The following is a 16,129-nucleotide window of genomic DNA, read 5'->3' as shown; positions in this document are numbered from 1 at the left end:
GGCCATCGATTAATTCAGGAGGGTCGCCGCCTAAAACGGTTTAAGCACGACCAGAATGACGATGAGGATCATCAGGATTGTCGGAACCTCATTGGCAAGACGCCAATACCGGACCGACTTTCTCGGTCCATCCGATTCGAAATCCCGAACGGCGCGACCGAGATGCTCATGAAACCCGGTCATTATGGCGACAAGAAGGATTTTGGCGTGCAGCCATCCGCCCATGAAACCATACATGCTCCAGGCGAGATCGAGCCCGAGCAGCCAGGTGATCACCATCGCCGGACGCATGATCACGTTGAACAGCCGGCGTTCCATCACCTTGAAGGTTTCCGAGAGCTCCGAGCCGGGCAGCGCATCGGTGTGGTAGATGAAAAGCCGCGGCAAATAGAACAGACCGGCCATCCATGAAATCACCGCGACAATGTGGAAAGCCTTGATCCAGAGGAAGAAGTTGTCCGGCTGCGCCAGATAGATCGCTCCCAGAATGCCCAGAAACACGGCAATCGCGATACCCGCGCGCAGCGCCGCTTTGCGCCCGGAAACCCGATCAACAGCCTTTCCCGTCATCGTCTGCCTCTTACCCCTTGCCCCGCACCCGATTGACCAGTGCCGTCACGTGATCCGGATTTGCCTGCGGCGTAATGCCGTGGCCGAGATTGAAGATCAGCGGGCCATTCCCGAGAACCTCAAGGATCGCGTCGATCCCGTCCTCGAGCGCCTTGCCGCCGGCCACGACCCGCATCGGATCGAGATTGCCCTGGACCGCTCCGTCCTTCTGCAGCTCCGCGGCAAAGGCGAGCGGCACCGACCAGTCGAGGCCGATCGCATCCGCATCCGTGCCCTGCCGATATCCCTTGAGCATGTAGCCCGCGCCTTTGGCAAAGGCGATGATCTTCGCGTTCGGACGACTCGACCTCACACGATCCACCATCCGCCGGACCGGTCCAACCGCGAAGCGCTCGAACTCCCGCTCTCCAAGAACGCCTGCCCACGAATCGAAAATCTGCACAGCATCCGCACCGGCATCGATCTGCCGGATCAGATACTCCGCCGAGACATCGGCGAGAAGCGCCAGGAGGTGATCGAAGGCTTCCGGGTGCTGATAGGCAAACAGGCGGGCCGGCGCCTGGTCCGGCGTTCCATGCCCGGCGATCATGTAGGTCGCAACCGTCCAGGGCGCGCCGCAGAAGCCGAGCAGGGTCGTTTCCTCCGGCAGCGCAGAGCGAATGCCCGTCACCGCTTCGAAGACCGGCGCCAGATGATCGAGAACGCCTTCCGGCGTGAGCTGGCGGATACCCTCTTCGCTAATCGGGTCCATTGATGGCCCATAGCCCTCGGTGAATTTCACGTTCCGCTTCAGGGCATCCGGAATGACGAGAATGTCGGAGAAGAGGATGGCAGCATCAAAGCCATAGCGGCGGATCGGCTGAAGGGTCACTTCGATGGCATGTTCCGGCGTGTAACAGAGATCGAGAAAACTGCCGGCCTTGGCCCTGGTCTCGCGATATTCCGGAAGATACCGCCCTGCCTGTCTCATCAGCCAGATTGGCGGTGGAGAGACCGTTTGTCCGCTCAACACCCGCATGATCTTACGCTCTTCGCTCAGCAAAGCGCTTCCTTCCCAATAAATAAGAAATGAATCTAAATAGGCTTCTATTTCTTAGAGTCGGTGAGTAGCAAGGATTAAAATCAATTCACGGAATGTTCGAAAATCGGGATGATTGGTCGGTGTTGGGGAGCAAAAATCCGGTCAATTGAAAAATAGGCGATATAGCATCGCTTAGCCAAGCAATTTCAAAGCGATAGGAAGCCATGAAAAATTCGCCCGCTTGTGGATCAACTGTTGATAAGAGATAACAACGGAAATCAATCCCCGGAACGCACAGGCACGTTGAACGCCCATCCCGGAAAATCCAAATGTGGATATCTCGGCCATTTTCCCACAGGCTCAGGCGCCTGATTTCGGACAGACGGGATTGTCCCGGCTTATCAACAGGCAAAGGATCTTAGCGTGGAGAACAGAAAAAACTTCTTCCATCTCCATCTGATTTCTGACTCGACCGGCGAGACTCTCATCTCGGCAGGTCGTGCCGCTTCGGCACAGTTCAATGGAAGCCACGCCATCGAACACGTCTATCCTCTAGTGCGTAATCGTAAACAATTGGTTTCCGTCCTCGAAAAGGTCGATGCCGAACCGGGAATCGTTCTCTATACGATCGTCGATCAGGAGCTCGCGACCATCCTCGATCACACCTGTATCGAAATCGGCATCCCGTCGGTCAATGTGCTGGAACCGGTCATTTCCGTCTTCCAGACCTATCTCGGCGCCCCGTCGCGCCGGCGGGTCGGTGCGCAGCACGATATGAACGCTGACTATTTCGCCCGTATCGAAGCGCTCAATTTCACCATGGATCACGATGACGGTCAGATGCCGGAGGATCTGGATGAGGCCGATGTCATTCTCGTCGGCATCAGCCGGACGTCGAAGACGCCGACCAGCATCTATCTGGCCAACCGCGGCATCAAGACGATCAATATTCCGATCGTTCAGGGCGTGCCGTTGCCTGAGCAGCTGATGAAGGTCAGGAGACCCCTGATCGTCGGACTGATCGCCACAAGCGACCGGATCTCACAGGTGCGCGGCAATCGCGATCTTGGAACGACTCCAGGCTTCGACAAGGGGAGCTACATCGACCGGGCGGCCATCGCCGAAGAACTGAAATATGCGAGGGCCATCTTTTCCAGAAACAACTGGCCGGTGATCGATGTGACGCGCCGTTCGATCGAAGAGACGGCCGCGGCTATTGTTGCCCTGCGTCCGCGCTTGCGGTAATCCGGCGACAGTTACCGAAAGGCCATTCATGCAGCCGACACTGATTCTCGCCTCGACCAGCCCTTTCCGCCGCATGCTGATGGAGAATGCCGGCCTTCGCTTTTCCGCCATTGCTGCAGAGATAGACGAGCGGGCAATCGAAGATGGCATGCCGGCATTCGAGAGAACGGGGGAGGCCGTGGCCCGTCGCCTTGCCGCGGAAAAGGCGCTGGATGTCAGCCGCCGCCATCCCGATGCCTATGTCATCGGATCGGATCAGACCATGTCGCTCGATGGCGTCCTCTTTCACAAGCCGAAGTCATCCGACGAGGCAAGACGGCAGTTGGCGACGCTTGCCGGTCGGACGCATCGGCTGAACAGCGCCGTTGCGATCGCACGGGATGGCAAGGTGGTGCACGCGTTTGTCAGTCACGCCGATCTCACGATGCGATCGTTCGGCGATCGGTTTCTGGACACTTATATAAAGAGCGTCGGAGACAAGGCATTGCAAAGCGTCGGCGGCTATCAGCTCGAAGGCGAGGGGATACAGCTGTTCGAAAAAATCGACGGTGACTACTTCACGATTCTCGGCCTGCCGCTGCTGCCGCTCTTGGAAACTTTACGCAAACTGGATGTCATAGATGCATGATTCACGTGAAACAAAATCGCCGGCAGCATTCGTAACCGGCTATCCAGTTCGCCATTCGCGTTCCCCGATAATCCATGGATACTGGCTGAAAATCTTCGGTATTGATGGAAGCTATTCGGCTAAGGAGGTTGCGCCTGATGACTTCGCGGACTTCATTCAGGCACAGAAGGATGGTCGCTCCGACTACGTTGGCGGCAACGTCACCATCCCGCATAAGGAATCCGCCTACGCATTGGCGGACCGGCCGGATGAGCTGGCCAAGGAACTTGGCGCTGCCAATACGCTGTGGCTCGAAGAGGGACGTCTGTGTGCGACGAACACCGATGGTTATGGTTTCACGGCCAATCTGGACGCCCGGGCGCCGGGATGGGATAGCTCTGGAGCGCGCGCCGTTATTGCCGGCGCCGGTGGCGCGAGCCGAGCGGTTATTCAATCCGTGCGTGACCGCGGCTTTTCCGAAGTGCATGTCGTCAATCGCACGGAAGCCCGGGCGAGGGAGCTCGCGGACAGGTTCGGATCCCGCGTCCATGGGCACGCCTGGGATGCCTTGCCGGAAGTCCTCTCGGGCGCCAGCCTGTTCGTCAATACCACGTCGCTTGGTATGGACGGGGGGGAAGCGCCGGATATTGACTTCGGCAAGATGGCGGACGGCGCGGTCGTGACGGACATCGTCTATATTCCTCTCGAGACGCCGCTTCTTAAACAGGCCCGCCAACAGGGTTTGAAAACGGTCGACGGCCTTGGCATGCTGCTGCACCAGGCGGTGCCCGGCTTCGAGAAATGGTTCGGTCGCCGTCCGGAGGTTACGGACGAATTGCGAAATCTGGTCATTGCCGACATGGAGGCGCATGCGTGATCGTCATAGGGCTGACCGGATCGATCGGCATGGGAAAGTCGACGACGGCGAAAATGTTCGCCGATGAGGGCATACCCGTCAGCGATTCCGACCAGGTCGTCCATGATCTCTACACCGGTGAGGCAGTCCCGCTGCTCGCTGACGATTTCCCCGAAGTGATCGATGGCGGCGCCGTAGATCGGCAGCTGTTATCGAAGACTCTGGCTAAGAATCCGGATAAATTGAAGCTGCTGGAAGCGATCGTCCATCCGTTGGTCCGGCAGAAGCAGCGCGATTTCGTTGTCGCCAGAGAGCGGGAAGGTTGCGATCTCGTCCTGTTGGACATCCCACTTCTGTTCGAAGTTGGACGCGCGGATGATGTCGATGTGATCGTGGTGGCGAGTTGCGATGTCGAGCAACAGCGCAAACGGGTGCTCGCCCGCCCGAACATGTCTGTGGAGAAGTTCGAATTCATCCTGTCGCTGCAGATGCCGGACGCAGAAAAGCGCCGGCGGGCCGACTATATTGTCGATACCGGCCAAGGCATGGATGCTGCCCGCGATCAGGTCAGGAAGATCGTCACGGAGTTGAGAGCCAGAGAAGGAAGACGCTGATGCGCGAAATCATCTTCGATACGGAGACGACCGGCCTCGATAACAAGACAGACCGCGTCATCGAAATCGGTGGCATCGAACTTGAAAACCACTTCCCGACCGGTCGCACACTGCACATCTACATCAATCCGGGAGACAAGACCGTCCATCCGGACGCCTTGGCCGTGCATGGCATCACCGACGAATTCCTGAAGGACAAGCCGCCCTTCGCCGCAGTGGTCGACGAGATCCGCGAATTCTTCGAAGGTGCAAAGTGGATCGCTCACAACGCCTCCTTCGATATGGGCTTCATCAATGCCGAGTTCGCCCGGCTCGATATCCCGCCGGTTCCGCAGGACCAGGTCATCGATACCCTGGCGATGGCGCGCCGCAAGCATCCGATGGGTCCGAACTCGCTCGACGCACTTTGCCGTCGCTACGGGATAGACAATTCTCACCGAAACAAGCACGGCGCGCTGCTCGACTCCGAACTTCTCGCCGACGTCTACATCGAGATGATCGGTGGTCGGCAGACGGCTCTGGGCCTGAATGTCGAAACGGGACGCGACGGTTATTCAGACGAGGAAGATGGTTCGGATCAGCCGATCGTGCTGGAAGCGAGACCGCGACCGCTCGCGCCGCGTCTGAGTGAAGCGGAATTGGCGGCGCACGAAAAGATGATTGCCGGCATGGGCGACAAGAGCCTCTGGAAGAAATACGTCGATTGAAACGTCTGGCGCAGAAGCATGCCCCAAAGAAGAAGCCCGGCTCTTCGCCGGGCTTTTGCTTGATCAGTTGGTGGTTGCCTGAACCTGCTGGCGGGCCTGTTCTTCGGCCATGCGCTGCTGGAACATCCGGGCAAAGTCGATCGGATCGATCATCAGCGGCGGGAAGCCGCCATTGCGGGTGGCGTCGGCGACGATCTGGCGAGCGAACGGGAACAGCAGGCGCGGGCACTCGATGAAGAGGACCGGCAGCAGGTGTTCCTGCGGGAAGCCGGTGATGCGGAAGACGCCGCCATAGACCAGCTCGCAATTGAAGACGACCTTGTCGCCGTCGCGTGCTTCGGCGGTCAGGGACAGGATGACGTCGAAGTCGGAACCGGAAAGCGGGTTCGCGTTGACATTGACGTTGATGTTGATGTCGGGCGCCTTGTCACGCGACTGCAGGGAGCGCGGTGCGCCAGGATTTTCGAAGGAAAAATCCTTGATGTACTGGGCGAGAATATTGAGGGACGGGCTTTCAGGAGCCTGTGTGCCGTTTTCGTTGGCCATCGAATTTTTCCTCTAGGTCAAAAAGTCGATAGGCGATCTAGCACTTTGGCCATGGGCTTACAACCCGTGGAAGCCCGCGGCAAAGCGGCCGGTCAGTTGTCGATCCGGGGCTTGTCGGACCATGGAGAGGAACCGTTGCCGGGCTTGCGCTCGAACTCGTCCTCGTCGAGATCGACGACGGGGCTGCGATCCCGGTTGCCGCCGGCCGTTCTGAAGGACGCTGCCGACGAGGTGTAGACAGTGATGTTCTGGCGGAAATGCCGCCAGACGAAGTCGCGCACCGGCGGCAGGAAGAGAAGCAGGCCGATCGCATCGGTGATGAAACCGGGCAGAAGCAGAAGCAGTCCGGCGATCACCACCATGACGCCATGGATCATGTCGCGGGCGGGGTCTCGGCCGGAACGCGCCTCGTCATTCAGTCTTCTGAGAATCCCGAAGCCCTGGACCCGAAGCAGGACGATGCCGGCAAGCGAGGTCAGCATGATGAGGGCCAGTGTCGGCAGAACACCGATTTCCCTGCCGACCAAGATGAATCCGGCGATCTCCAGTATCGGCAGAAGCAATATCGTCGTGGCTATCATGGGCGTGCGCATTCCGTCTGTCCTTTTCGTCGCTGTATGGGTCATCCGACCGTTCACCGGCGAGTCTTCTTTGTTTGAATGATCGTCCTATCGAGACTATATGGGTATTGTAACCAGAAAGACGATACAGAAACCGGGACAAGCATGGGCACCAACGATTTTGTAACCCTCTTTTTTCTCGTCGCCGCAGTCCTGATTTTTCTGCAGCTTCGCAGCGTTCTCGGTCGACGCACCGGCAATGAGAAGCCGCCCTACGAACCCTATAATGCCCGTGACATGGCCAAGGGACCGGGAAGCGATCCGGCCGACAAGGTCGTCACCATCTCCCGGCGGAATGAGGACGGGACCGCAGACGAAGACCGCTACGCTGCGGTGGACAGTTTCGCCAAACCCGACACCGAGATCAACCGCTCGCTGCGCGCATTCGTCGATGCGGACCCCGCCTTCGATCCGAAGGAATTCGTCAAGGGTGCGCGCATGGCCTATGAGATGATCGTGATGGCGTTTGCCGAAGGCGACCGCGCCACCCTTAAGGGTCTTCTCTCGAGGGAGGTCTATGAAGGATTTGACCGGGCGATTGCCGATCGGGAAAGCCGCGGCGAAACGGTGAAGTCGACCTTTGTCGGCATCGACAAGATCGACATCGTTCAGGCCGAAGTCCGCGATGCCGAAGCCATGATCAAGCTCAAGATCGTCAGCCAGATGATTTCTGCGACCTACGACAAGAGCGGAACGATGATCGACGGAAGCGCGGAGGAAGTCGCCGAGATCAACGACATCTGGACATTCGCCCGCGATGTCCGTTCGCGTGATCCGAACTGGAAGCTGGTCGCAACCGAATCCTGATCCCATGACCGAAGGACAGGATTTCGAACTCAGGCCGGTTTCCTTCGCTGACCTGCCGCGATGGCAGGAGGACGATCCATCCTCGCTGGCCGGTGCCATGTGTGATTGCCTCGTCCACCTCAAATCCGCAAAACCTTACAAGACGGGATCGTTGGGCCTCACGGCTGGCGATCTCGTTTCGCTTCTCGAGCAGGCGGCGGGGCTCAGCGGCGAAAGCCCGGAGACCTGGCGCGCCTTCTTCGAGGCGACATGTGAACCGTTTCTCATCCGCCGCAAGGATGGCGAGCGCGGCTTCGTAACCGCCTTCTTCGAGCCGGAAGTTGAAGTCTCCGCCGCTCCGGACGAGACGTTCCGCTATCCCTTCTACCGGAGGCCCGATGATCTGGTCGACGTCAACGATGCCAATCGACCGGCCGGTATGGATGACTATTATGAATTCGGGCTGCAGCGGGACGGCGTCATCTCCTATTATCCCGATCGAGGCACAATCGAGCGCGGCTATCTGGAAGGACGCGGGCTGGAGATCGCCTGGGCGAAATCCCGCGCCGATGTCTTCTTCACCCATGTGCAGGGTGCCGCGCGGCTGCGCTATCCCGACGGCAGTCTGAAGCGCATCACCTACGCCGCAAAGGCCGGACATCGCTTTTCCGGCATCGGCAAGCTCCTGATCGAGAGGGGGGAAATCGCCCGCGAAGCGATCTCCATGCAGTCGATCCGGGCCTGGCTGGAGGCAAACCCGGATCGCGCCGACGATGTCTACTGGCAGAACCGTTCCTATATCTTCTTCCGCGAAGCCGCCGTCGACGATGTCACCAAGGGACCGATCGCCGCCGCGAAGGTGCCGCTGGTGGCGGGTCGATCGCTGGCCGTCGACCGTCGCATCCACACCTTCGGATTTCCCTTCTATATCGTCAGCGAAGCCATCACCCACATGGACAGAGATGGTCACTTCGCCAGGCTGATGCTGGCGCTGGATACAGGCTCCGCCATCACCGGCCCGGCGCGTGGCGATATCTTTACGGGCTCGGGCGATGAGGCGGGCGAAATGGCCGGCGCGGTCGCCTGTCCGGCCGACTTCTACATTCTTCTGCCCAAGGCCGCGGCCGCGAGATACCGCTGATGGCCCGGGACCGCAAACTCAGCCGCGAGGAGCGCATTCTCTGGGGCAAGGTCGCGCGCACCACGAAGCCGTTGCCTGGCCGGATGGATACCTTTGCCGAAGAGCGGGAAGAGGATGAATTCGGCGACATGCTGGCGGCGCCCGTATCTCCGCCCGTCGTCAAGGCGAAGCCGGATGACTGGGATGTGCCCTCTTACCAGGCGCCACCGCAGGAGAAGCCGAAAGGCATTCACCATCCGCTCGAGCGGCCGGTGAAGCGCAAGTTGCAGAAAGGGCATTTGCCGCTCGAAGGCCGCATCGACCTGCATGGCCTCGTCCAGAGCGAGGCGCACAACATGCTGCTCGATTTCATCATCCGGGCCCATGAACGCGGCATGCGCCATGTGCTGGTGATCACAGGCAAGGGACGCTCGATGGGCAGCGATGGCGCCCTGAAGCGGGCGGTGCCGATCTGGTTCCGAAAGCCGGAGTTCCGTTTCCTGATCTCATCCTATGAAACCGCCGCCGACCGGCACGGAGGAGAGGGCGCCATCTATGTCCGCCTATCACGTGTCAGGGAAGACAAGTCATGACGCCGTTCGGCGAAGCCATGCGGACGCTCCGAAAGTCGAAGGGCGTCTCGCAAAAGCAGATGGCCGCGGCAATCGGCGTATCGGCGGCCTACCTGTCGGCGCTCGAGCACGGCAGAAGAAGTCCGCCGAGCTTCGATTTCCTGCAAAGGGTGGCCGGCTATTTCAACATCATCTGGGATGAAGCCGACGAACTCTTCTCGATCGCCGGCATGTCCCATCCGCGGGTCGTCGTCGATACGTCCGGCCTTCCTCCCGGACACACCGAATTTGCCAATCGGCTCGCACATGCGATAAGGGAATTGTCACCGGAAACGGTGCGGGAACTGACGGCGATCCTGGAAAAGCGGTCAGGCGGTGAGTGAACGGCCCGTCATCCCCCGTTTTATGCCACATTGCTTCGCCATGGATTTGGAAGTTGCGGCAAATTCCCTATAGTCCGACAGGGACAAAAACGGTGATTCGCAAGGGTTGCCGCCTTATTCCGTCAACAGTGAAAGACCTCTTAGATGACCGATACACCCGAGCATGAAACCGGCGCTTCCGGCGAGTATGGCGCCGATTCCATCAAGGTTCTGAAAGGCCTCGATGCCGTGCGCAAGCGGCCGGGCATGTATATCGGTGATACGGATGACGGATCCGGCCTGCATCACATGGTCTACGAAGTCGTCGACAACGCCATCGACGAGGCGCTGGCAGGCCATGCCGACATCGTGACGGTGACGCTGAACGCCGACGGATCTGTGACCGTGACGGACAACGGCCGCGGCATTCCCACCGACATTCACACGGGCGAGGGCGTCTCCGCAGCGGAAGTGATCATGACGCAGCTGCATGCCGGCGGCAAGTTCGACCAGAATTCCTACAAGGTTTCCGGCGGTCTGCATGGCGTCGGCGTTTCCGTGGTCAACGCGCTGTCGGTCATGCTGAAGCTCAAGATCCGCCGCAACGGCAACGTCCACGAGATGAGTTTCACGCACGGTGTGCCGGATGCGCCGCTGGCGGTTGTCGGCACCTACGAGGGACGGTCGGGTACGGAAGTGACCTTCCTGCCGAGCACGGACACCTTCACGAAAACCGAATTCGATTTCTCGACGCTCGAACATCGCCTGCGCGAACTGGCTTTCCTGAACTCCGGCGTCCATATTCTTCTGACCGACAAGCGCCATTCCGACGTCAAGGCAGTCGAGCTCGTCTATGAAGGCGGGCTGGAGGCCTTCGTCAATTATCTCGATCGCTCCAAGAAGCCGTTGATCGAAAAGCCGGTCTACATTCGCGGCGAGAAGGACGGGATCGGTGTTGAGGTGGCGCTGTGGTGGAACGACAGCTACCATGAGAACGTCCTGTGTTTCACCAACAACATTCCCCAGCGCGACGGCGGCACGCATATGGCCGGTTTCCGCGGCGCGCTGACCCGCCAGGTCACCTCCTATGCCGATTCGTCTGGCATTCTAAAGAAGGAAAAGGTGACGCTGTCGGGCGAAGACTGCCGCGAAGGCCTGACGGCCGTGCTGTCGGTCAAGGTTCCGGACCCCAAGTTCTCGTCGCAGACGAAGGACAAGCTGGTCTCCTCGGAAGTTCGCCCGGTCGTCGAAAACCTTGTCAACGAGGCTCTTTCGACCTGGCTGGAAGAACATCCGAGCGAAGCCAAGACGCTGGTCGGCAAGGTCGTCGAGGCCGCCGCCGCCCGCGAGGCTGCCCGCAAGGCCCGCGAACTGACACGCCGCAAGGGCGCGCTCGATGTCGCCTCGCTGCCGGGCAAGCTCGCCGATTGTTCCGAGAAGGATCCGGCCAAGTCCGAACTCTTCCTCGTCGAGGGTGACTCGGCAGGCGGATCGGCAAAGCAGGGCCGCTCGCGCGAGACGCAGGCGATCCTGCCGCTGCGCGGCAAGATCCTCAACGTCGAACGCGCCCGCTTCGACAAGATGCTGTCGAGCCAGGAAATCGGCACGCTGATCACCGCGCTCGGCACGTCGATCGGCAAGGACGAGTTCAATCCGGACAAGCTGCGCTACCACAAGATCATCATCATGACCGATGCTGACGTCGACGGCGCCCACATCCGCACCCTGCTTCTGACGTTCTTCTTCCGTCAGATGCCGGAACTGATCGAGCGCGGGCACCTCTATATCGCCCAGCCGCCGCTCTACAAGGTATCGCGCGGCAAGTCTGTCCAGTACCTCAAGAACGAGAAGGCGCTCGAGGATTACCTGATCGACCAGGGTCTTGAAGAAGCGACATTGACGCTCGGCAACGGCGAAATGCGCGCCGGTCAGGACCTGCGCATGGTCATCAACGACGCGCTGCGCCTGCGAAGCCTCGTCGAGGGACTGCATTCGCGTTACAGCCGTGACATCGTCGAGCAGGCCGCAATCTGTGGCATTCTCAATCCGGAGCTGACCGACAAGCCCGAACAGGCGAGCGCAACGGCACAGGAAGTGGCGACCCGCCTCGACCTGATCGCCGAGGAAACCGAGCGTGGCTGGGAAGGGGAGGTGACGCCCGAGGGTGGCCTTCGCTTCCAGCGTGTGGTGCGCGGCGTACGCGAAGTCGCCGTCCTTGACAGCGCCCTGATCGGTTCCTCCGACGCGCGCTATATCGACCAGCTGACGCCGCGTCTGCAGGAAGTCTACAAGCAGCAGCCGACCCTCAACCGCAAGGAAGGCAGCCTGCAGGTTTCCGGTCCGCGCATGCTTCTCGACGCAATTTTCGCCAGCGGCCGTAAGGGCCTGTCGATGCAGCGTTACAAGGGTCTTGGCGAGATGAATGCCGAGCAGCTGTGGGAAACCACGCTGGATCCGAATGCCCGCTCGCTTCTGCAGGTGCGGGTCAACGATGCCGTCGATTCCGACGAAATGTTCTCGCGACTCATGGGTGACGAGGTCGAACCCCGCCGTGACTTCATCCAGGAAAACGCGCTGAACGTGGCCAACCTGGATATCTAGCCGGCCATATTTCGGAATGAAACTGAAAGACCCGCCGGATATCGTCCGGCGGGTCTTTCTGTTTCAGCCTTCCGGGAAGGTCCCTTCACCGGCAATCGCGTCGAGCGGCAGCCGGTCGCTCGGCACCTCTCGCAGACGCAGCTCCTCCGGCAGGTCGTCCGGGGAGCCCATCTTGCCGACGGCGATGGCAACCTCTGGACGGAAGTCCCTGGGGACGGAGAAGATGTCCATGGCCTTGTCGTGGTGAATACCGCCCATGGCATGGGCATGATAGCCGAGTTTGGACGCCTGCAGAGCAAGCGATACCCAGGCGGCACCTGCATCGAAGGCATGGCTGTAGAGATTCTTCGATTCACCCGTCTTGTCGTCCCGGATCGTCTGTCTGGAGTAGACCAGGATCAGCGCGCCTGCATTGCGCGCCCAGCGGAAGTTGGAGTCCATCAGCACCGGTCCGATTTTCTCCCATGCGGGCGTGCCGCGCAGGCCGTAGATAAAACGCCACGGCTGGCGATTGCTGCCGGACGGCGCCCAACGCGCTGCTTCGAGAATGATCTTGAGATCGGACTCCGGCAAAGGATCGCTGGTGAACGAGCGCGGCGACCAGCGATTTGCGAACAGTGGATCGATGTCGTGGGCGGGTTTTCTCGGATGAAGGAAGGACATCTGTATTGCCTCTGAAGGAATATAAATCGAATACGCGCGTGATTCACGTGAAACACGACCTGGGAGTTCGCTTTGGTTCCGAATCCTGGGGTGGAATCCGGCTAAGGTATGACCGTGGGCTGTCGCGCGCACGCACAGTTGTATGTGAAACATAGCGCGAGAGCACCAGCCGGCAAGTGTAGAGCGGAGCACGTTTCTTGCGTTGCGACAAGGCAGCTGTTGCGCCGCAAAAGAAACCTGCTACGGTCGGATGGAAAACGTGGAAGTCGGCTGGAAAAATCTGTCCTCGGCTCCAGGTAAAGACATGACGGACATCCCGAATGCCGGCAGGACCGGCAGCTTCCTTCATGAAAAGGAAGCGCAGAAGACGCGGCGCCGACAAGCCATGGGCAAGCTGCGTGGGATATCCGGACCAGAAAGGTGGCATTTCCCATGTTTTATCAGCTCTATGAATTGAACCATGCCATGGTCGCGCCGTTCAGGGCAGGGGCGGATTGGTGGCGGATGGCCTATCGCAATCCGCTGAACCCCTTGTCCCACACGATGCTTGGCCGATCGGTCGCCGCCGCGCTGGAGGTGTTCGAGCGATCCACCCGGCGCTACGGCAAGCCGGAATTCGGCTTGACCGAGACCGAGGTCGGTGGTGAGCGCGTGTCCGTCCATGAAAAGGTCATCTGGTCCCGGCCATTCTGCAACCTCATTCATTTCGAGCGTGTTCTCCCTGCCAATCATGGCAAGGATCCCCGCATCCTGCTCGTCGCGCCGATGTCCGGCCATTACGCCACATTGCTGCGCGGCACGGTCGAGGCGCTGTTGCCGCATGCCGATGTCTACATCACCGATTGGGTGGATGCCCGCATGGTGCCGGTGTCGGAAGGCCGCTTCGATCTCGACGACTTCATCGACTACCTGATCGACATCTTCCAGTTCATGGGACCGGGTGTGAATGCCGTCGGCGTCTGCCAGCCGTCGGTTCCGCTGCTTGCCGCCGTGGGCGTGATGGAAATGGATGCGGACCCCTGCGTGCCGGCGACCATGACCCTGATGGGTGGCCCGATCGACACGCGCGTCAATCCGACGGCGGTCAACAAGCTGGCCCAGAGCAAGCCGCTCGACTGGTTCCGTGACAATGTGATCATGAATGTGCCGTGGCCGCAGCCGGGTTTCATGCGCCCCGTCTATCCAGGTTTCTTGCAGCTCTCCGGCTTCATGTCGATGAACCTCGACCGCCACATGATTGCCCAGAAGGATTTCTTCTTCCACATGGTGAAGAACGACGGCGATTCGGCGGAAAAGCATCGCGACTTCTATGACGAATATCTTGCTGTCATGGACCTGACGGCGGAATTCTATCTGCAGACGGTCGACGAGGTTTTCATCAAGCATTCGCTTCCCAACGGCCGCTTCAAACATCGCGGGCGCAAGGTCGATACCAAGGCAATCCGCAATGTCGGCCTTCTGACTGTCGAGGGCCAGAACGACGACATCTCCGGTGTCGGCCAGACGGAAGCCGCGCATTTCATCTGCCCGGGCATCCCGAACGAAAAGCGGATGCATTACGTGCAGGCCGATGTCGGCCATTACGGCGTCTTCAACGGGTCGAGGTTCCGCCGCGACATCGTTCCGATGATCGTCGATTTTGCCCGCGCCCACAGCGGCGGCCGCAAGGCCATGAGCCCGCGGGTCATCGAAGGCGGGAAGGCCTGAAGCGTCCGGCACCGCCGCTTCCGCTGCAAGAGGCATTCCGATAAATCGCTTGCAGAACAGGCGATTGTCCGAATTCGGATGCCATATGCTTGAACCCGAATTGGAGGGTTACCACATCAAACTCATCGGTTCGGCATCCTGCCGGTCCGAGGAAAGCGAGGTAACTCACAATGAACCAGTCAGCATTGCTTCGTCCCGACTGGACGCCGGCAACGATCGCACTGATGGTGTTGGGCTTCGTCATTTTCTGGCCTCTCGGCCTGGCTATGCTCGCCTACATCCTGTTCGGCGAACGCTTGCAGGAATTCAAGCGGGACATGAACTCGAAAGCAGACGGACTCTTTGCCGGCTGCAGGTCGAGCCGTAGCCGATACGGCCGTCCGCATTTCTCTACCGGCAACGTCGCCTTCGACGACTGGCGCCGGCAGGAACTGGAACGGCTGGAAGAAGAACGCCGCAAGCTCGATGAGATGCGTGCCGACTTCGACGAGTACATGCGCGAACTGCGCAGGGCGCGGGACCAGGAAGAGTTCGACCGTTTCATGCGTGACCGTCCGTCCAAGCGACAGGATGGCGGCAACAACGGCAATCCGGTCCCCGGTTACACAGGCTCCTGAGCCTTGGAACCGTTGCCATGAGAAGAGGACCGGCATCGAATGGATGCCGGTTTTTGTTTGTCCCCAACAGATTCGAATCGGATAGAAGGAAGGCATGTTCGGATTGATTGAGCGTGTCAGGAAAAAGTCGCCGAAGCCACCCGGCGTGGTCAAGACGACCATTGATGTCGATGGCAGGCCGATGCCGCTCGTTATCCGCAGCAACCCGCGCTCGACAAGAATCACATTGAGGATCGAGCCCGGCGGAAATCTCCTGAAGATGACCGTGCCGCCCGGAGTGCCGCGCCGCGATGTCGACGATTTCCTGCGCCGTCATCAGGAGTGGCTGGCCGACAGACTGTCCCGTTTCTCAGACGACCGAACGCTTCGCGACGGCGCTGAAATCAGCCTGCGCGGCGTCCGCCATCTGATCGAGCACACCGGCAAGCTGCGCGGACTTACCCGGAGCATCGAACGCGATGGCAACCGCATCCTCACCGTCAGCGGCATGGAAGAACACACCGGTCGCCGCATCGCAGACTTCCTGAAGAAGGAAGCGCGCGGCGACATCGAAACCTATGTGGCAATCCATGCCAGGGCCGCCGGTCGGCCGTTCAAGTCGATCACTATGAAGGATACGCGCAGCCGTTGGGGCTCGTGTTCGAGCGACGGCAAGCTGTCGTTCTCCTGGCGCATCGTCATGGCTCCCCCCTTCGTCATTGATTACCTCGCAGCCCATGAAGTGGCCCACCTTCGCGAAATGAACCATGGCCCGCGCTTCTGGGCGCTGTGCGAAAGGCTCTGCCCGCGAACGGACGAGGCCAAGGCATGGCTGAAGAAGAACGGCACGCTGCTTCACGCGATCGACTTCGGACCGTCGGCCCTCTGACGGCCGCAGATGGCGATTTTTCTCGACTCTTTTACCGTTTCATGTCA

18 protein-coding genes are annotated in these 16,129 nt (G+C 59.8%); 13 read left to right on the top strand and 5 right to left on the bottom strand.

Annotation, left to right across the window (positions count from 1 at the left end; translation table 11 throughout):
- Nucleotides 1–30 precede the first annotated feature (30 nt).
- Together hemJ and hemE are read right to left on the bottom strand one after the other, a co-directional pair.
- Nucleotides 31–570 (bottom strand): protoporphyrinogen oxidase HemJ, encoded by a 540-nt coding sequence (gene hemJ, locus NN662_RS00290; RefSeq protein ID WP_261928324.1) that lies wholly within the window; start codon nucleotides 568–570, stop codon nucleotides 31–33.
- 10 nt (nucleotides 571–580) lie between these two features.
- Nucleotides 581–1,588, bottom strand: a complete 1,008-nt coding sequence (hemE, locus tag NN662_RS00285; RefSeq protein WP_261928323.1) for a uroporphyrinogen decarboxylase — start codon at nucleotides 1,586–1,588, stop codon at nucleotides 581–583.
- Nucleotides 1,589–2,014: 426 nt separating this feature from the next.
- On the opposite strand from hemE, the gene NN662_RS00280 reads away from it, so the two are divergent.
- The 5 genes from NN662_RS00280 to dnaQ are packed head-to-tail and all read left to right on the top strand — an operon-like array spanning nucleotide 2,015 to nucleotide 5,620.
- Nucleotides 2,015–2,836, top strand: a complete 822-nt coding sequence (locus tag NN662_RS00280) for a pyruvate, water dikinase regulatory protein (protein ID WP_261928322.1) — start codon at nucleotides 2,015–2,017, stop codon at nucleotides 2,834–2,836.
- 28 nt (nucleotides 2,837–2,864) lie between these two features.
- Entirely contained in the window at nucleotides 2,865–3,464 is a 600-nt protein-coding gene (locus NN662_RS00275; protein ID WP_261928321.1) for a Maf-like protein, read from the top strand.
- A complete protein-coding gene (locus NN662_RS00270) occupies nucleotides 3,457–4,320 on the top strand; it encodes a shikimate dehydrogenase (protein ID WP_261928320.1) in 864 nt (287 codons plus the stop codon). The genes NN662_RS00275 and NN662_RS00270 overlap by 8 nt, the downstream gene beginning before the upstream one ends.
- Nucleotides 4,317–4,913 (top strand): dephospho-CoA kinase, encoded by a 597-nt coding sequence (gene coaE, locus NN662_RS00265; protein WP_261928319.1) that lies wholly within the window; start codon nucleotides 4,317–4,319, stop codon nucleotides 4,911–4,913. Before NN662_RS00270 ends, coaE begins: the two co-directional genes overlap by 4 nt.
- Entirely contained in the window at nucleotides 4,913–5,620 is a 708-nt protein-coding gene (dnaQ, locus tag NN662_RS00260) for a DNA polymerase III subunit epsilon (protein ID WP_261928318.1), read from the top strand. The genes coaE and dnaQ overlap by 1 nt, the downstream gene beginning before the upstream one ends.
- A gap of 63 nt (nucleotides 5,621–5,683) precedes the next feature.
- Here the strand turns inward: dnaQ and secB are convergent, their stop codons facing one another.
- Together secB and NN662_RS00250 are read right to left on the bottom strand one after the other, a co-directional pair.
- Nucleotides 5,684–6,166, bottom strand: coding sequence for a protein-export chaperone SecB (gene secB, locus NN662_RS00255; RefSeq protein ID WP_261928317.1), 483 nt, complete (start codon nucleotides 6,164–6,166; stop codon nucleotides 5,684–5,686).
- Between the two features lie 92 nt (nucleotides 6,167–6,258).
- Complete coding sequence (locus tag NN662_RS00250; RefSeq protein WP_261928316.1) at nucleotides 6,259–6,759, bottom strand: FxsA family protein; 501 nt, start codon at nucleotides 6,757–6,759, stop codon at nucleotides 6,259–6,261.
- Nucleotides 6,760–6,891: 132 nt separating this feature from the next.
- Between NN662_RS00250 and NN662_RS00245 the strand changes: the two genes are divergently transcribed.
- The 5 genes from NN662_RS00245 (at nucleotide 6,892) to gyrB (ending at nucleotide 12,227) form a co-directional block, all read left to right on the top strand.
- Nucleotides 6,892–7,593, top strand: a complete 702-nt coding sequence (locus NN662_RS00245; protein WP_261928315.1) for a Tim44/TimA family putative adaptor protein — start codon at nucleotides 6,892–6,894, stop codon at nucleotides 7,591–7,593.
- A 4-nt stretch (nucleotides 7,594–7,597) separates the two neighbouring features.
- Nucleotides 7,598–8,713 carry a murein transglycosylase A gene (locus tag NN662_RS00240; RefSeq protein WP_261928314.1) on the top strand — a complete coding sequence of 372 codons (1,116 nt, stop codon included), beginning with the start codon at nucleotides 7,598–7,600 and terminating at the stop codon, nucleotides 8,711–8,713.
- Complete coding sequence (locus NN662_RS00235) at nucleotides 8,713–9,285, top strand: Smr/MutS family protein (protein WP_261928313.1); 573 nt, start codon at nucleotides 8,713–8,715, stop codon at nucleotides 9,283–9,285. Before NN662_RS00240 ends, NN662_RS00235 begins: the two co-directional genes overlap by 1 nt.
- Complete coding sequence (locus NN662_RS00230; RefSeq protein ID WP_261928312.1) at nucleotides 9,282–9,647, top strand: helix-turn-helix domain-containing protein; 366 nt, start codon at nucleotides 9,282–9,284, stop codon at nucleotides 9,645–9,647. The genes NN662_RS00235 and NN662_RS00230 overlap by 4 nt, the downstream gene beginning before the upstream one ends.
- Nucleotides 9,648–9,791: 144 nt before the next feature.
- A complete protein-coding gene (gene gyrB / locus NN662_RS00225; protein ID WP_261928311.1) occupies nucleotides 9,792–12,227 on the top strand; it encodes a DNA topoisomerase (ATP-hydrolyzing) subunit B in 2,436 nt (811 codons plus the stop codon).
- Between the two features lie 63 nt (nucleotides 12,228–12,290).
- On the opposite strand, the gene NN662_RS00220 is transcribed toward gyrB, so the two are convergent.
- Complete coding sequence (locus tag NN662_RS00220; protein WP_261928310.1) at nucleotides 12,291–12,890, bottom strand: nitroreductase family protein; 600 nt, start codon at nucleotides 12,888–12,890, stop codon at nucleotides 12,291–12,293.
- Between the two features lie 432 nt (nucleotides 12,891–13,322).
- On the opposite strand from NN662_RS00220, the gene NN662_RS00215 reads away from it, so the two are divergent.
- The 3 genes from NN662_RS00215 to NN662_RS00205 all read left to right on the top strand — a co-directional run bounded on the left by NN662_RS00215 (nucleotide 13,323) and on the right by NN662_RS00205 (nucleotide 16,082).
- Nucleotides 13,323–14,597 (top strand): polyhydroxyalkanoate depolymerase, encoded by a 1,275-nt coding sequence (locus tag NN662_RS00215; protein WP_261928309.1) that lies wholly within the window; start codon nucleotides 13,323–13,325, stop codon nucleotides 14,595–14,597.
- Nucleotides 14,598–14,767: 170 nt separating this feature from the next.
- Entirely contained in the window at nucleotides 14,768–15,214 is a 447-nt protein-coding gene (locus NN662_RS00210; protein ID WP_261928308.1) for a DUF2852 domain-containing protein, read from the top strand.
- A gap of 94 nt (nucleotides 15,215–15,308) precedes the next feature.
- Nucleotides 15,309–16,082 (top strand): M48 family metallopeptidase, encoded by a 774-nt coding sequence (locus NN662_RS00205; RefSeq protein ID WP_261928307.1) that lies wholly within the window; start codon nucleotides 15,309–15,311, stop codon nucleotides 16,080–16,082.
- Nucleotides 16,083–16,129 lie beyond the last annotated feature (47 nt).

Origin of the sequence: Rhizobium sp. NRK18 (assembly GCF_024385575.1) — a bacterium.
GTDB lineage: Bacteria > Pseudomonadota > Alphaproteobacteria > Rhizobiales > Rhizobiaceae > JANFMV01.
Note: the sequence above shows the minus strand (reverse complement) of the source record. Positions and strands in the feature narration are given on the sequence as shown.

Coding starts and splice junctions, on each gene's coding strand:
- hemJ (WP_261928324.1), bottom strand. CDS start 570: ATGACGGGAAAGGCTGTTGATCGGGTTTCCGGGCGCAAAGCGGCGCTG.
- hemE (WP_261928323.1), bottom strand. CDS start 1,588: ATGCGGGTGTTGAGCGGACAAACGGTCTCTCCACCGCCAATCTGGCTG.
- NN662_RS00275 (WP_261928321.1), top strand. CDS start 2,865: ATGCAGCCGACACTGATTCTCGCCTCGACCAGCCCTTTCCGCCGCATG.
- NN662_RS00270 (WP_261928320.1), top strand. CDS start 3,457: ATGCATGATTCACGTGAAACAAAATCGCCGGCAGCATTCGTAACCGGC.
- dnaQ (WP_261928318.1), top strand. CDS start 4,913: ATGCGCGAAATCATCTTCGATACGGAGACGACCGGCCTCGATAACAAG.
- secB (WP_261928317.1), bottom strand. CDS start 6,166: ATGGCCAACGAAAACGGCACACAGGCTCCTGAAAGCCCGTCCCTCAAT.
- NN662_RS00250 (WP_261928316.1), bottom strand. CDS start 6,759: ATGCGCACGCCCATGATAGCCACGACGATATTGCTTCTGCCGATACTG.
- NN662_RS00245 (WP_261928315.1), top strand. CDS start 6,892: ATGGGCACCAACGATTTTGTAACCCTCTTTTTTCTCGTCGCCGCAGTC.
- NN662_RS00240 (WP_261928314.1), top strand. CDS start 7,598: ATGACCGAAGGACAGGATTTCGAACTCAGGCCGGTTTCCTTCGCTGAC.
- NN662_RS00235 (WP_261928313.1), top strand. CDS start 8,713: ATGGCCCGGGACCGCAAACTCAGCCGCGAGGAGCGCATTCTCTGGGGC.
- NN662_RS00230 (WP_261928312.1), top strand. CDS start 9,282: ATGACGCCGTTCGGCGAAGCCATGCGGACGCTCCGAAAGTCGAAGGGC.
- gyrB (WP_261928311.1), top strand. CDS start 9,792: ATGACCGATACACCCGAGCATGAAACCGGCGCTTCCGGCGAGTATGGC.
- NN662_RS00220 (WP_261928310.1), bottom strand. CDS start 12,890: ATGTCCTTCCTTCATCCGAGAAAACCCGCCCACGACATCGATCCACTG.
- NN662_RS00215 (WP_261928309.1), top strand. CDS start 13,323: ATGTTTTATCAGCTCTATGAATTGAACCATGCCATGGTCGCGCCGTTC.
- NN662_RS00210 (WP_261928308.1), top strand. CDS start 14,768: ATGAACCAGTCAGCATTGCTTCGTCCCGACTGGACGCCGGCAACGATC.
- NN662_RS00205 (WP_261928307.1), top strand. CDS start 15,309: ATGTTCGGATTGATTGAGCGTGTCAGGAAAAAGTCGCCGAAGCCACCC.